The organism is Aeromonas sp. SG16 (assembly GCF_024436135.1).
GTDB classification, from domain to species: Bacteria; Pseudomonadota; Gammaproteobacteria; order Enterobacterales; family Aeromonadaceae; genus Aeromonas; species Aeromonas jandaei.
The window spans coordinates 199,969-215,179 of the sequence record NZ_JANFNW010000001.1 but is presented as its reverse complement, the minus strand read 5'-3'; the positions used below and the strand labels follow the sequence as shown (position 1 = coordinate 215,179).

The window sequence follows — 15,211 nt, the reverse complement described above, 5'->3', positions numbered from 1 at the left end:
AACCGCCCTGTTTTCTTTTGTTAGCCTTGCAGCAGTTGAAGTGCTGACTGAGGTCTCTGGTTAGCCTGTGACAGGATGCTAGAGGCCGCCTGTTGCAGAATATTCTGTTTGGTCATGTTCGCAGTCTCGGTTGCAAAGTCTGCATCACGGATCCGTGAACGAGCTGCACTGACGTTTTCCGAGATGTTTGCTTGGTTGCGAATAGTTGAGTCCAGACGGTTTTGCACTGCACCAAGTTCAGCACGCTTGCCATCTACTATTGCGAGCATGGCGTCTGTGGCAGCCAGCACGTTTTGTGCATTACTCTGACTGCTGATACTGATCCCGCCAGCGCTACCACCGACAAAGATGGCTGACAGCAGCACGGTTGCACCAGTAGCTGTAGTGATTGATGTATTCGCGGCGGCTGCGATCCCCGAGATACTAAAGCCATCTGCTTGCGACAGGCTAAAGCTGATGGTCTGGTTGGCATCAGCACCGACCTGGAAAGTCCCCCCGAAAGAGCCATCCAGCAGTTTGGTACCGGCAAAGGTGGTTGAAGTCGAAATACGGTTGATCTCTGCACCCAGCTGATCCACCTCTTTCTGCAAGGCATCACGATCCTTGGCAGAGTTGGAGCCGTTGGCTGATTGTTGGGACAGGGTACGCATGCGTTGCAGCATACCGGTCACTTCATCCATTGCCCCTTCAGCAGTTTGTGCCAAGGAGATGCCATCGTTGGCGTTGCGGTTACCTTGATCCAGACCGTTGATCTGGGAGGTCAGACGGTTGGAGATTTGCAGACCCGCCGCATCATCTTTTGCGCTGTTGATGCGCAGGCCGGAAGCCAGACGAGTATAGGAAGTATCCAGTGATTTGGTCGCATTCATCATGTTACGCTGAGCGTTGAGTGATGAAACGTTAGTGTTGATAAAAAGGCTCATGACTATTCTCCTAAGCTATTAAATTTACTCTTCTATTTGCTCGGGCTTTATTATGTTTCGTGCCCGATGCGTCTTATTTAACGGCTCGTTTTTCGATGTCTTTAGCATTTTTTTCAACGCTTCATCGCATTAACGCCGCTTACCCTATTTATCGGCATGTCATCGATTAACTTAAGAAAAAAATCGCCACTTCAGTGAAGATGGGAAGGCCTGTATCAACGCGCCCCTCGCAGCACCACAAGCAACCCATACGACACCGACGGTTCCAGGAAGAGGAAAAAAAACGGGGCAGACTCGCAATTTTGCCCGCTGCATCTTGGCGGTTGACACCGCCAGCCCCTAAAATCGCCGCCCCATCAACAATTTGACGTGAGTTGTTTCCATGCAGACAGTGGTTGAGCAGCTTGTTTACATCAGCGACATGTTTGGTACTGCGGTATTCGCGTTTTCAGGGGTTCTGGTGGCGGGCCGCCTCAGGATGGACGGTTTTGGCGTCATGGTGTTGGCGGCAGTCACCGCCATAGGGGGTGGGACCATCCGCGACATGATCCTGGGGGCCACCCCCGTCTTCTGGGTACGCGACCCGCTCTACATCTGGGTGGTGATAGCAACGGCACTCATCGGGATGTGGATGGTCAAACTGCCCCGCCGCATGCCCTGGTACGTGCTGCCGGTCGCCGATGCCTTTGGGCTCGCCCTGTTTACAGTGATCGGCGCCCAGAAAGCCCTCAACTTTGGCACTTCGGGGCTAATCGCTGTGCTGATGGGCACCATGACCGGGGTGGCTGGCGGCATGATCCGCGATGTGCTGGCCCGGGAAGTGCCCATGGTGCTGCAAAAAGAGATCTATGCCACCGCCTGTATCCTCGGCGGCATTCTCTACACGCTGGCACTGGAAGCCGATATGGATCGGGTCACCGCCATGCTTATCTGCATGAGCGCTGTATTTGGCCTGCGGGTTGCCGCCATCTATTGGCATCTCTCCCTGCCCACCTTCTCGCTACAGCGCAGCAATTGAGGGAAGCCCCGCACAGTGTGCGGGGCTTCGCGTTGAACCAAACGCGCTTTTCTGTTGTCATACAACACAGTTGTTGTTAGCCGGAACTTCTCATGCAAAAGATCGGAATGTTCGCCACGCTCTTTCTCACCAGCGTGACGGCACTTCATGCCGAGGCACAGGCGGTGTTTGGCCGATTGGCCTCGGCACCAGTACAGCAGTTCAATCAGGTAATACGTCAGGCCAGCAACGAGCAGCAAGGCTGGGTCAATGATTATAGGGAAGTGGCGCTGCGCTTTGTCGGCCATGGCGACATGACAAGTCGTATCCATGCCCAGCAGCTGGATAACGATCTGGTGCTCTCTGTCGCACTGGATGGTGCCCACAGTGACATGCTCTATATCCTGACCCTCTATCGCAGCAATAATCTTTGGCAGATGCGAGAAGCCGAGATGGGCTGGCGCTGTCAGGGACAAGATTCTTTCACCCCTGTCCCCTGCCCCTGATGGGCATGACAAACTGGTGAAATAAAAAAATCCGGCACATTGGCCGGATTTTTTATGGGAGATTGAGCGTCAAATTACGGACGGTAAACTTTGACGTTGGCAAAGCCCTTCTCTTTCAGGTAAAGCGCCTGCAGCTTGCTCATCACGCCGCGATCACAGTAGAGCAGGTAGGTCTTCTCCTTGGGCAGATCGCCAAAGGCGGTAGCCAGCTTGAAGAAGGGGATATGCATGACCTCACGCCCTTCCACCAGCAAAGGCTTCTCGTCGTGCTCGTCCATGGAGCGGATATCGAGGATCACCTCGTTGTCACCGCTCTCGGCGGTAGTCTCCACTTCCTGCACCTCGGCGGCGGTCTCTTCACCGATACGACGGATATCGAGGTAACGGGCCTCGGCCACCACCTTGTCCAGAATGGCGAAGTCGAAGTTGCCCTCTTCCTCTTCAATACGCGCCAGATCGGCCTTCACGGTCGGCTTCTTGGAGATGACGCCGCAATACTCCGGCATGGTCTCGGCAAACTCCAGGGTGCCGATACGGCGGGCTTCGCTGATGATGTCCGGCTTATCCCAAGTGATAAGCGGGCGCAGGATCACCTTGTCGGTCACCCGATCGATGACGTTCAGGTTGGTGAGGGTCTGGCTGGATACCTGGCCTACACACTCGCCGGTCACCAGCGCCGGGATCTGGAACTCGTCAGCCACCTTGGCGGCGGCACGCATCATCATCCGCTTGAGCACCACCCCCATCTGACCGTTATCGATCTTCTCGAGGATCTCGGCGACCACCGGCTCGAAGTCGACTGCGGTGAAACGCACCCGATGGGATGAACCGAAGCGGTTCCACAGGTGATAGGCCACCTGCTTGACGCCGATTTCGTGAGCGGCGCCGCCCAGATTGAAGAAGCAGTAGTGCACCCGGCAGCCGCGCTTGATGAACTGGAACGACGCCACACCTGAGTCAAAACCGCCGGAGATAAGGCTCAGCACATCTTCCTGAGTGGCGATGGGCATGCCACTCAGGCCCTGATGGATGGCGCTGACGATGAAGAGCTCTTCGCCGTCAATCTCGAGGTTGATCTTCACATCCGGGTTCTTGAGGCGCACACCGTTGCTTTCGCAGTGCTGGTTCAAACCACCGCCCACATAGCGCTCAATCTCGAGAGAGGAGAACTCGTGCTTGCCGTGGCGCTTGGCGCGCACGCAGAAGGTTTTGCCCTTGAGCTGGTCGCCCCACACGGCTTTCACCTGCTCGAAGATGTCGTGCAGATCGGTGAACTTGCTTGCCTGAACCTCGAGGAAGGCCTGAATGCCGGGAATACAGGCCAAAGCTTCGATAGCCTGCTCGCGGAACTGGTCATTGCGGGAGCTCACGATCAGCTTGTCCCAATCCATCCTTACGCGGGCATCGTCGTCGAAGCGGCGCAGGACGTTGCGGATATTGCCCTGCAGGATCTTGATAAAGCGCTGGCGAACCGACTTGCTCTTGATGGTGATTTCCGGGAACAGCTTGATAATGAACTTCATGGTAATGACTCGGGTGACCTTGATTTAAGGGCGCGAATTATATCAGAACTTTGTGGCCAGCGCCTACTGGATGAGCGTTTGCTCACATTCCCCCACGCAGTGTTTGCCGTGCAGCGCCAATCTTGCGTATATTCCCGACCCTGCACCCCGGCACCACTTCTGGCGACAGACCGATACGATGAAGACCTATATCTACTACCCCGGTATGGTAATCAACCTAGAGCAGCCACGCCAACATCCACTCCGCGCAATCCCTGACACACATTGATTTTCCTGCCTTAGCGGCAATTACACTCCCTCCTCATACCACCTCATTCCACCTATATTTTTGCCCCAAAATTGCCCCAAACCTGATTTTATTGCCCCAAAATTGTCCCAAGAATACAGCCAAAAACTCGACCAAATCGCAGGCATAGAAAAGCCCGCTCAGTGGCGGGCTTATGCTCAATGCCGAACATCACTGAACGGCTACTTCATCGCGTAGTTTTTCAAGAATGCGCGCGATCTCCTCACCCTCCTCCGGCGCCAGGTCAAGCGTCTCTAAGTAGTCCTCAAGTTCAGCTAGTGAATCCATCCGATCAGGTCCTCGCTTATCAACTCCCAGTCTCTCGACTGTGAAACACTGTATGCTTATACAGTAACGAAGCGAGTTTACAACTTTCCTTCTCCAGATGGGAGCACTATCTTTTATCACCTCCGCTATCTTGTTATTTCCTAACGAAAAATCCCGTCCTATATGACTTATCATAACCCGCTCACACTCCATCGTTACTGGTGATCCGCGGCGACTCTTGGCGCGTCATACTCATTTTTTTGACTACAATCTACATGACCTACATGTGCCATTACTGAGCAATTGCGCAATAGGTGTCTCAAATTTGGGACAACAATAAAAACATGATCTAGAGCACGGTTAGAACATACAAACGAGGAACACGACGTATGAAGCTGTATCTAACCAGTTCTAGCCTGGCCTATGTCCATCGCACCAAGACAAAGGTGCGCAAGCTGATGGCCGAGCGAAAGCTCAGCCAGGCCAAGATAAGCAAATTGACCGACATACCACGCTCAAGTATCTCGAGATGGCTATCGCCGAACAGCGACGACTTCATGGGTCTGGCCGAGGCCGTGATAATTTCGAGTGCGATGGGTATGTCGGTTCAGGCCATCCTGGCTGATCCGGATTGGAGCGTGTCAGATGATGAGCATATGGGGCTGATCAACAGGGCCGCGATGCTGCCGAAGCCGCATCTTGCCTCAATGCTGAACTGCTATGCGGAGATTCTTGGGGTGAGAGTCGGGTAACAAAAATGGGGCCTAAGCCCCATCAGTATTAAGCCGCCTGCTCCGGCATCATTCGCATGATGCGATCGGTGGCATCCTGCCGAGTCTCAGGTGACAAGTCCTCTGCCTCCAGCAACCGTAGCAGATCGGTAAGCTCGGCTTTCAGTTGGGCGGTGCTCATTGCATCACCCCCATGCCAACGCTTTCTGCATTAACACATCCGGTTCGGTCAATGGCGTCTCTGGCAATGCTGCATAGGCTCATCATCAGCTCATCCATCATCTCTAAGCCAAGCTTGGTCATGCCAAATTTGTATTCACCGTCTTCGCCAGAATAAAAACACATCATCTGCAACATCCGATGAGCGTTCTCCCTTCCTTGCTGCCCGCCATAGACTTCATAAAATGCCCCCTCAACATTGGTTGCAATTGCAACCTCAAGGACATCATGACTAAGCGGAAGGACAACACTGCCGTGTGAGAACTTGTCACCATTGTATTTCAGGTAATAGCATGCAAGGAGTGATCGTAGCGCCCGAAGTGGCTCATCACTACCGGTCATTTCCGACTCATCTAGTGATGCCAGATCTTTCATTCTGGCGATTATGGTATTCCTGCGCTCAGTGGCCTCATCTTGGCTAATGTCGTCGCGGAACTCTCTATCAATAGGCTCAAGCTTGTTCATGCCGCCACCCCCGCAACGCTAAGCATCTTGGATATTGCTGCAATGCCCTTAGCTGTCACCAGAACACGTTCAGAAACCTTTTCACTGCCATCAGGCCTGGTCACCACATCAACCTTATGCTCCAGAACTCCTGACTGGAGCTTATCTTGGTAGGCAATCCATACCTTCCCGCCAGCGCGCTTATAGATCCAGCGCTTGGATGACAGCAGTTGGAACAGGTATTTTGGCTGCACCTGCAGGTGTTTCGCGGCATTGGTGATACACATGCTGCCATCTGCCTTGGCGATGCGCTCCAACGCCTCAACATCAGTCTGCATTTCTTCAACCTTGTGCTCCAGATCGATCACCTTCTCGCTGTAGCTCAACAGCAACCCGCGCATGGTGGCTGGATCGTTCAATGCCACCATCGGATCAACCACCGGAGCCAGCTTGCCAGTGCGGTAGTCAAGGAACACCTGATTGACCTGCAGATGGAAGGCTGGGCTGATCCAACTAGCATATGAAATCGCCAGTAGCTCATGAGCGAATGTGCCTGGAGCCGCGCCACCATTGATAACTTTTAGCACTTCATGACCAGACTGTGAATTAGCAGTCTGGTTGGTTAGCTCTGAAATCAGCTCTTTAGCCTGCTTGGTTCGCAGCCATTGATTTGGCGCCTTATGGTCACCGGTACCACTTGCCCGGTGGAGGGCGTTAAGATTGAAGCGCCCAGCATCATCAGTGGTGATCTCAACCCCTGCGATCATTGGGGGGTTGTTAGGATGACCATCAACTGATGGCTTCATAAAGTTGTTAGGCTGTTGTATATTCATACCGTAGTCCTTAACGTTGCGGTTTTGGTTTACATCCTCGACCCGAGCTGTTGGTGCAGCTTGGGTCGTTCTATTTATGGCATCACGACATGCTGTCATGATCCAATCCACCATCTTTTTTCATCTCTGAGTACAGGATGGAAATCACCTCCTTTGTCAGACTCACGCCGTTATCAACGGCACGGTGCCCCAGCCACTTTTTCAGATCTTCCGGTAACCGGATTGATGTCGGTGGAATTTGGTTGCTCACTTAACTCTCCTTGCTTGTTGCTGATTCGTTGGTGTTGCAAGAGTTGACACTGCCAGCTCTTCTCTCAAGGCTAGAATCAAAAAGACTCAGAGTCAAATAGAATCTTTGCTTTGTGATTCTATCAGAGCCATCATGGCCATTGATAATGCTTAAATACCCATATAGAAACACTGGAAAATGCCATGAGCCAGCCGAAGCCATACCCACTACGAATGTCTGATGAGATGCGCTCCAGCCTACAGGAAAGCGCAGACAGATCTGGCCGCTCCCTGAACGCCGAGATAGTGCATCGACTTCAGCAGTCAATTGATGCCAGTCTCACCGGTGAACTAAATGGTGGGCCTGGGTCGCCACGAATGATCGCATCTGTAGAGATAACAGACCCTGGCATAGATAAGGACGACCCACGTTACAATGTGACCGCCATAGCCAAGCAGATAAAAGAAGTTCGGGAAATGATGGAGGTGATCGCAAAAGAAATGAAAAGCAAGAAATGATGACGTGATTATGGTCACTGACATGCACCATCCAGATGATGCATTATGTATTTTTCAGCGTAATGGTTGGTATATGATGCGTTTTATTTTTTCCTTATTATTTTCATTTTTAATATCCGCCGGAGCCATTGCAAGTACCGATTCACAGTCTGAGGTGCAATCAGCATTAAATACAAATCCAGACCTAAAGTCATGGATGGCTCATGGTGGTGAGGTTGCAAATATAGCCATTGGGATAGATGATAAACTTAGCGCAGATCCAGAATGGCGTGACAAACCTCTATCTGAAAGATTTAGAGAGGTTGAGCGTTTAACCAAAATAAAATACTGGGATAAGATAACAAGTAAAAGCGCGAGCACGGAGCCGACTAAGCATACTGCAAGAAAATACAATGAGTTTGATGAGTATTGGGAGCAGAAAGCAAAGGATGAATCCAACAAACCGAAGCAGCAGAAAAGCAGTTCAAACTCAGGCGTTATTGCTGAGAATGCGATTATTGGTGGGTTGAGCGTTGCGTTTATAATTATAGCTCTGCGGGCTTACAAACAACTAAAATTGAGGATATTGGGAATGGATTCAAGTAAAAAAACGTTTAATGTATTACTGCTTGCATTTGTATTGATGAGCATAATTCCTCCATGGAAGTATGAGGTTGACTGGGGTAGAGCAAAAAAAGAATCACCAGCCGGTTATTCTTTTATATTAACACCGCCAAAACCTAGCTCCTATGAAGACAGAACTAGCGTGTCGATAGATTTTAATAGGCTATTGATTCAATGGGCTGCTATTGGTGGCATAGCTGCGCTACTGATGATCAACAGAAAATCAGAAAGTTAGTACTTTACATATATTGATGCTTGCTCTGTTATTTTCTCATCTTGCACAAGAAAAGAATAAAACTAAAACAGCTGATCAAGCGCAGCAATAGCAAATCCAACCAGGACAAAGAAAAAGCTGAATGCCATAAAGTCATCCAGATCGCTCCTGCTGGATTTGCTAAAACACCAACACCCGGCCGCGAATGGGATTAGTGCCAGCGTAAAGCTGAAACTGAATGCCTTGAGCGCCACAACCATCATTATCAACGCGAACAGTATCCACATGGTCAGGGTCCTAACTGGTTAAGTGCCCCAGCTTAACCCCTTTGCAGAGGCTCAGCCAGGGCCGCTATTCCACTTACTCCCAGTTCACCCTGTTCTTGTTCACTGCCTGATACACCAGGTCATTACGGCGTGCCAGTAGCTCGTCAATGCGCCGGCGCTTATCCTCTGCGTTCATGGTGCGGTCACGCTGGATCAGCTCAATCTTGTTGCGCACCACCCTGACCTGCTGCTGGGTGCGGCTCAGGCTACGGCGAGACTTCAAGATGCCGCCCTGCTCATCCAACAACTCGTTGGCCTTATCGGTAAGCCCCTCGCTGCGGTACTGGTCGATAGTGCGCTTGAGCTGGTTCACCTCATTCAGCATTTGGTAGAACTGCTCCATGTGCTGCGTTGACTTCGCTGGCCCGGTGCCACGGTACACCGACTTGACGAGCGGGATCTCGTCAGCGCGCCAGCTGGCCGACTCTCCAGGGCTTGCTGCGCGGATCAGGCCATCTGCAGTGGCCATGACATAGCCGCCAATCGTTCCGGTATAGCCAATCACCAAATGCTCAAGCTGCTTTGGCGAGAATCCGGAAACCTCGCCAAGTTTGCGCATCAGCAGGCTGGTCTGCTCGTTGTAGCGGGCTTCGGCCTGCACCGCCAGATCCTGCGGCGAGTCGATGGGGCCGCCGCGGAAGGTATCGTAGTTGAACGCCGCTTCAACCATTGGCTTGACGATCTGTGGGGTAGGGTTGAGCGCGAAGGTGTCTCCGATCGCTCTGGCCACCGCCTTGCCGAACTGGGCGCCGGTGTCCTTGTCGCCCATGGCACGCACCATGCGCTCAGGGATGGTTCCGAACATCACCCCGATCTCAAACGGCTTGGGAATGCGCCAGTGCTGATCACCTACAAAGAAGTGCCAGTTGGCGTCCTTGTCCCAATCTGGCAGCTCCTCATAACGCTCGTCATCCCAGTTGGCAGCCAGCAATCCCAGCGACATGGCGGTGATCATGCCTGCCCGCTTGGCAATCTCGCGCGGGTTATCTCTCAGCTCCCTGGTCAACTTGCCAAGGCCCTGGATGCGGGCGTTGAAGAACGGCAGCACCAGTGATGCGGCCTGTATTGCTCTTGCCCCGCCCATCATCGAGAAGTCCATCAGATCCTTTGACTCAAACGCCGCTTGCGCATGGCTCTTGCCGGCTTTGATGGCTGCATCGTATACCGCCTCGCGGTTGGCGTTCTCAAGCGCCTCGCCGTAGCGGCTGTACTTCTCCCACACATCAGCCACCACGCCTTTGGCGTGTGCCACATTGCGGATGATGCTCTTTTCGTAGCGGGCAATCTGCTCAGGTGTCATTCCTTTGCGGCGCAATGACTTGCGTACTGTATCGGCCATGGCACCCGGGTCGTTGCCATTGACATAGCCGCCAAGGAAGCTGGCGCCGCTGAACATCACATCGATAGTGCTGCCATCCATGGCCAGCGTCTTTTTCACCCCTTTGATGGAGTCGATCACCGGCTTGAATCCGTCCTTGCTGATCGCCCAGCTGGATAGGGAGTCTCGCAGGAAGTTGCGCAGCATAAACTCCGGCGAGGCAGTCACCCCGGCTGTCAGCAGGCGCTTAGCCTTCGCCGCCATATTTACCATGGTTCCGAACGGCTGGCGGTCGAAGAAGGTCATGGCCCGGTAAAGGTCTGGATCCTCCACCTTGATCATGTAATCCTCGCCTTCAATCTTGACGGTGATCAGGTTCTTCCCGTTCTTGAGAGCACGCCAGTCCATCATATTCGGCTTGGCTACCACCTCAATGATGCCGGTGTCAGCCAGGTTCCAGACGGTCTTTTGTGCCGCCATGTTCTTCATGGAGGCGTCGATCAGTTTACTGGTGCTGGTGAAGATGTTCTCGAGCAGATCTGCGGTATTGGCCTCACCGCCCTTGAGCTTCTTGATGCCGGCGTTCTGGTTGGCGATCCCCTTCGGCTTGAATGGCGCCAGTACGTCGCCATCATCAGATTCCCGGAAGAACGGGATGTACCACTCGCTTTCGAACTCAGAGCGTGCCTCCTTGGTGAACAGGCCTGCCTCCTGCGCCAGATCCAGCGTGGCAGCGTTGAGCCGGTTCCAGCGAGCCTTTGCCTCGTTGAATTTGGCCTCTTTGCCATTGCCGAGACCTTTCAGTGCTTCGATGTCCTGCTCGCTCAACAGGTTCTCACGCCCCTGCTTCATCAGCATCTCGGCCCGGTGGCCAGCCATCCAGCCCAGCCAGTTGTGCAGATCGGCTCCGAGATCGGAGAAGATGCCAAGCAGTGCGTCCTTCTCACCGGTACCAGCCTTGCGCTGGATTACCCCATCCTTCCACTCTGGCAGGCCATAGAGCATGGTCGCCTGCATGGTGGAGGCAGCCCCGGTTGCCATCCGTGCAGCCACATAGCCTGAGTCTGCTGCATCGGTAATGCCTGCTGCATCCTCGGCGTACTTGATGGGGGCCAGCGCATCGAGTACTTCGGTGTTGGCTTTCTTGATAAAGCGATCCACCCACGACTTGACCACGCTCCGCTCTACATTGCGCAGCTTGTCCAGGTTGGTTTTGGTCTTGTCGATGATGTCTGGCTTGGGGCCGAGGTTGAGCTTTTCCATGGCCGCATCTGCGGCGGCCGTATTGGTCTGGCTCATCTTGACACCGGTTGCCTTGGCTGGCTGCTCTGCCTCCTGGCTGAACTTCTTACCGCCATCGGGGCCGCCATCATCAGGGCCGCCGCGCTTCATCTTCTTGCCAAGCGCCTCAATCAGGTTCCGGGTCTCTGCCGCCGTAATGCCATCAGGCGCAAAGCCAACCATGCGCAGCGCCTTGGTCACCCAGGCCGCCACAGTATCCCAGCCACGGCGCCATGCGCTGGGCTCAATCTCGGCCAGGTGAGCGATCACCTCCTCTGCCTGCACCCCGATATCATCGTCGGCATAGTGGGTGTCAACCCACTCCCACACCGCCTTCATGCTAGGGTCTTTCTTCGACTTGATGAGGCGGCTGATCAGCTTGGTGTACTCCCCATCGCCAAGCACATTGGCCAGACCGTAGTGGGCCAGCACCTCGTGGCGCAGGATCTCGCGCATCCGCTTGGGATTGGAGATGGTATCGGCGGCAACATGCAAGGTGCCGGTGTCGTCATCGAAGGCGGCGCGGCGGATCAGGCCATCTTTGGCAACCAGCCCCAGCGCTTTCTCCAGTTCGGCCTGGGTGGCGTGGATCTGCACATCAATGCCGCTGGCGCCCCGGTACTGCTTGAACCACTCCTTGGTGACCAGCTCAGCCTCTTTACGGGTCAGGTGCTTGGCAGGCTTGTCGCCCTGCGCCATGGCCTGCTTGGAAAAGCTGATGATGCGCTCTGGCTTGTCGTCTTTGGCTGGCTCGTCGGCTTGCTTGCCGATCACCTCGTGATCGCCACGAATATTCTGTTTGGTGCGCTCTCCGTTGCGAATGCCTTTGCCAACGGCCTTGATCAGGCTGTCCAGCTCATGCTCTTTGATGGGGCCTTTCGCCAAACCAGCTTTACGCAGCAGACGCGCGAATTCGGTCTTGATGTCATTCCAAGCCTGAATGGTGCGGGGCGGCAGCTCTTTCTCTGCGATATGGGCAAAGACCTCCTCCGCCTGATGCAGGTCACTCTTCTTGCCATAAACAGAATCGCCCGCAATCTGTTTCCAGACTGGGGCGATCCACTTCTCATTCTTGGCGTCGATCAGCTTCTGGAGAAGACGCTGCTTATTCTCTGGCGTAAACGTGTCAGTGCCGTAGTGGCCCAGCAACTCATGACGTAACGTAGTGATGAGGTCCGCTTTTGCTCCTGACCGGCCTCCCTCTCCGCGTCCAACGCGACCCTGATCCTCGCTGAGGCTGCGCTCTCGATTGCGCCCTCTATCGGAAGATACTCCATCTCTTGCGTTCCGTGAGACGACGGTGACGATGGATTTACCTGGGTGGTAGGCACCTTTGGTTTTGTCTCCAAGCCCTTGTTCATCGATTGCTGGTCCATAGATCTCATTGGCCTTTTCTCTAATAAATGGCTCAACCGGAATGTTGCCATTGTAGTCCTTTAGAAAATCGTCCACGACTTTACTTGCCTCGTCAACAGAAAGCCCTTCCTGCTGCTGTGACATGCGCACGTTGCTGGCTGGCGCGGCGGCAGGCTCCGGCGCTACCGGATCAGGTTGCACCACCGCAGAAACAGCAACCCCGGCATCAGGGGCCGGGGCTGTCAGTGTTTGGTCATTTTGCTGCTGTCCATCAGGTACAGGTGGAGCAGCAGCGTAGTCTGCCGGATCTCGGGATCCAGCTCGGTCGGAGAGTCCGGTAATGTCTGGTCCAGCACCTGCTGCAGCTGGTTCGCCTGCGCCAGGCTGATAGCCTTGTCCTTCACTGCCGCTTGCAGGTACTGGGGTAACTGGCTCATTGCTCACCTCTGCTTGGGGTTGGTTGACGGGGATCACCTCGCGGTATCCGGTATCGATAGCCGGTGCTAGTTGGCCGGCCTCGCCCGCCGTGGCAGACGGTGCCGGATCTGTTTCAGCGCTTACGCTTGCAGCTGGCTGATCAGATGGTCGATTCGGGTCTGTGACACTGATGTTGTAGAGTTGCGGAGCGCTTGGCTGCGTGGTTGCGGCCGCCTTAGCCTGCTCAACCTCGGCGATCTCTGCCACCCCAAAGCCGCCGCCATTGAGCGGCACCGGCATCTCCTTGCCCTTGCGGCTGGCCATGGCGGCCTCTTTCTCGCTGGCAAAAGGCTTGCCTTTGCGGGTTATGCGTAGTGTCTGGAGCTGGCCAACTACGGCATCCAGCGCAGATGGCGCTGCATTCTGCTCCTGTGGTTGTGCTTGAGCTGCATCGTCAGCAACAGACTCTCCGGCTGTATCTGTGGCTGCTGTCGGTTGACCTACCGCATTGTCTGCAGCAACGGACTGCTGTCCAGAAATGGCGGTGGCTGCAATATCCTCGCCCGGCTGAGACATGGCCTGCGAGAGGAGATCATCAACTGTTGGCGCAGGCGAGCCGGCAAGCGCCTCCTGCACCGGACTGTTCTCTGCCATGCCCTTGAAGCGATCAGCGGTACCATCGCGGCGCAGATAGGACGGCACATCACGCACCTCGTCAAACTTGCCGGCGCTGGGGCCGAGCGGTGATTGATCCACAACTTGCCCAGCTGTTTCAGTCATCGGATTATCCGCATATGAAAGCTCAGGATTTGCCATCATATTGGCCGCCCGCTCAGCTACCTGACGAGCGGTGGCATCATCAGCGCCACGCTTTTTCATGGAGCTCTCAACGATCTGAATAGCTTGCTCTTGTGTCAGATTGTCTCTATTCACATGCAGAACTTTGGCAAACTTGGCAGCGGTGCCGCCCATCGCTCCGCCAGCCATCACCCCGCCCGCAGCTCCATGTAGGCCGGCATCGAGGGTTCCAGCCATAGGATCGACAAGCTGTGTATTTGCCATCTGGTTCTGGGTGGTATTTCCAACGTATTGTTGCAGCCACTCTTCACCAAATTCCCCAGGGGCCTCCGTTGCAGCACCTTTCAGCATTCCACGAACTGCTCCGCCGGCACCAGAACCAAGCATAGTTTTCACGATGGTTGCATCACCAAGCAGCGTTCCCATTGCCGCAGCTGCCATCGTCTCAGGCTTGGACTTTGCCATGCTGGAAGAAAGCTCTGCATATCTCCGCTGTGCCTCCTCCACTTTTGCCGCCCCATCAAGCTCTGCAAACTCAGGGTCTTGACTGACCTTCTTCAACTCACCAACAAATATTGGTGAGTCGATCAAGTCCATTGGGTTGCTGTTGATGGCGGTATCATAGGCACTGTCACCAGCCTGACCAACAGACATCCCCATGCCGACACCAAGGCTTGCCGTAGGGTTTTTAGTGATCGCGGCTGTGGCTACGGTCGGGATTAGAGAGCCGACAGCCTGTGCGGCAACGCCAGCCCACGCGGCAGGATCACCTGCTCCTCGACCTAACTTTCCGTCCTTGAATATCTCAGGGTTGCTCATCGCCTCCTGCATATCTGGAGAAGTTGACTCAATTATGCCCTGACCGACCTCCTTGATTGGTTCGCCAATGATCTTTGCCGCTGGCTTTATCGCCTTGTCTGCAATGTCACCGACAACCTCAGCACCCTTCAGTGGCTCAGTAAGTGCTGATAACCCGGGCAGCGCTGCCACTGTCAGCTCATTATTTTGATCATCACTGTTTGGCAATGACCCGCTGGCCTGCAGCTCCTTAACCCGATCAGAAATACGCCTACGCTCACTCCCGTCCTGGTCGAACGTGTCATTCAGCCAAGTAAGTGCGGTATCAATTACCCCGCCCTCTTCCACCTTGTTCATGGTTGGATCAACAAGGCCGCGGGCTCCGCGCGCAATGTCGCCAGCGCTTAGATTTGAGACCAGGGAACCGACACCTTTTACCGCCGCACCGGCAACCCCCTTGGCGCCGTCTGTGACACCAATCTCGAGATCGCGCTGGCGGAGCTTGTTATCCCAGTAGGCGTCGAATTCATTGGTTTCTGCCATGATATCCTCGGGTTCTTTGCAAAATAAAAGCCCCGACCGGAGAACCGATCAGGGCTTGATATGGTTGGTGGCCAATAAACA

Annotated in this window: 13 protein-coding genes; 5 read left to right on the top strand and 8 right to left on the bottom strand. The window is 54.3% G+C overall.

Annotated elements, in window-relative coordinates; genetic code table 11:
* Nucleotides 1-20: 20 nt before the first annotated feature.
* Complete coding sequence (locus NOM67_RS01060) at nucleotides 21-923, bottom strand: flagellin (protein ID WP_124242801.1); 903 nt, start codon at nucleotides 921-923, stop codon at nucleotides 21-23.
* A 382-nt stretch (nucleotides 924-1,305) separates the two neighbouring features.
* On the opposite strand from NOM67_RS01060, the gene NOM67_RS01055 reads away from it, so the two are divergent.
* A complete protein-coding gene (locus tag NOM67_RS01055) occupies nucleotides 1,306-1,941 on the top strand; it encodes a trimeric intracellular cation channel family protein (RefSeq protein WP_041209925.1) in 636 nt (211 codons plus the stop codon).
* A 92-nt stretch (nucleotides 1,942-2,033) separates the two neighbouring features.
* The gene (locus NOM67_RS01050) at nucleotides 2,034-2,426 is read left to right on the top strand and encodes a hypothetical protein (RefSeq protein ID WP_041209924.1); all 393 of its coding nucleotides are present in this window, start codon (nucleotides 2,034-2,036) and stop codon (nucleotides 2,424-2,426) included.
* Between the two features lie 74 nt (nucleotides 2,427-2,500).
* Here the strand turns inward: NOM67_RS01050 and thiI are convergent, their stop codons facing one another.
* A complete protein-coding gene (thiI, locus tag NOM67_RS01045) occupies nucleotides 2,501-3,949 on the bottom strand; it encodes a tRNA uracil 4-sulfurtransferase ThiI (protein ID WP_043851942.1) in 1,449 nt (482 codons plus the stop codon).
* A 942-nt stretch (nucleotides 3,950-4,891) separates the two neighbouring features.
* On the opposite strand from thiI, the gene NOM67_RS01040 reads away from it, so the two are divergent.
* Nucleotides 4,892-5,254 (top strand): helix-turn-helix transcriptional regulator, encoded by a 363-nt coding sequence (locus NOM67_RS01040; RefSeq protein ID WP_255933196.1) that lies wholly within the window; start codon nucleotides 4,892-4,894, stop codon nucleotides 5,252-5,254.
* A gap of 28 nt (nucleotides 5,255-5,282) precedes the next feature.
* Here the strand turns inward: NOM67_RS01040 and NOM67_RS01035 are convergent, their stop codons facing one another.
* The 4 genes from NOM67_RS01035 to NOM67_RS01020 form a co-directional block, all read right to left on the bottom strand.
* Nucleotides 5,283-5,414, bottom strand: a complete 132-nt coding sequence (locus tag NOM67_RS01035; protein ID WP_255933195.1) for a hypothetical protein — start codon at nucleotides 5,412-5,414, stop codon at nucleotides 5,283-5,285.
* Nucleotides 5,411-5,917 carry a hypothetical protein gene (locus tag NOM67_RS01030; RefSeq protein ID WP_255933194.1) on the bottom strand — a complete coding sequence of 169 codons (507 nt, stop codon included), beginning with the start codon at nucleotides 5,915-5,917 and terminating at the stop codon, nucleotides 5,411-5,413. Before NOM67_RS01030 ends, NOM67_RS01035 begins: the two co-directional genes overlap by 4 nt.
* Nucleotides 5,914-6,729 (bottom strand): phage antirepressor KilAC domain-containing protein, encoded by an 816-nt coding sequence (locus tag NOM67_RS01025; protein WP_255933193.1) that lies wholly within the window; start codon nucleotides 6,727-6,729, stop codon nucleotides 5,914-5,916. The genes NOM67_RS01030 and NOM67_RS01025 overlap by 4 nt, the downstream gene beginning before the upstream one ends.
* 82 nt (nucleotides 6,730-6,811) lie before the next feature.
* Nucleotides 6,812-6,979, bottom strand: coding sequence for a hypothetical protein (locus tag NOM67_RS01020; RefSeq protein WP_255933191.1), 168 nt, complete (start codon nucleotides 6,977-6,979; stop codon nucleotides 6,812-6,814).
* A gap of 182 nt (nucleotides 6,980-7,161) precedes the next feature.
* On the opposite strand from NOM67_RS01020, the gene NOM67_RS01015 reads away from it, so the two are divergent.
* Nucleotides 7,162-7,476, top strand: coding sequence for an Arc family DNA-binding protein (locus NOM67_RS01015; protein WP_255933189.1), 315 nt, complete (start codon nucleotides 7,162-7,164; stop codon nucleotides 7,474-7,476).
* 10 nt (nucleotides 7,477-7,486) lie between these two features.
* A complete protein-coding gene (locus NOM67_RS01010) occupies nucleotides 7,487-8,314 on the top strand; it encodes a hypothetical protein (RefSeq protein WP_255933186.1) in 828 nt (275 codons plus the stop codon).
* Nucleotides 8,315-8,376: 62 nt separating this feature from the next.
* Here NOM67_RS01010 and NOM67_RS01005 read toward each other — a convergent pair whose 3' ends face one another.
* Entirely contained in the window at nucleotides 8,377-8,580 is a 204-nt protein-coding gene (locus NOM67_RS01005) for a hypothetical protein (protein WP_069556139.1), read from the bottom strand.
* A 73-nt stretch (nucleotides 8,581-8,653) separates the two neighbouring features.
* Nucleotides 8,654-15,130 carry an LPD38 domain-containing protein gene (locus tag NOM67_RS01000; RefSeq protein WP_255933184.1) on the bottom strand — a complete coding sequence of 2,159 codons (6,477 nt, stop codon included), beginning with the start codon at nucleotides 15,128-15,130 and terminating at the stop codon, nucleotides 8,654-8,656.
* Between the last annotated feature and the right edge of the window lie 81 nt (nucleotides 15,131-15,211).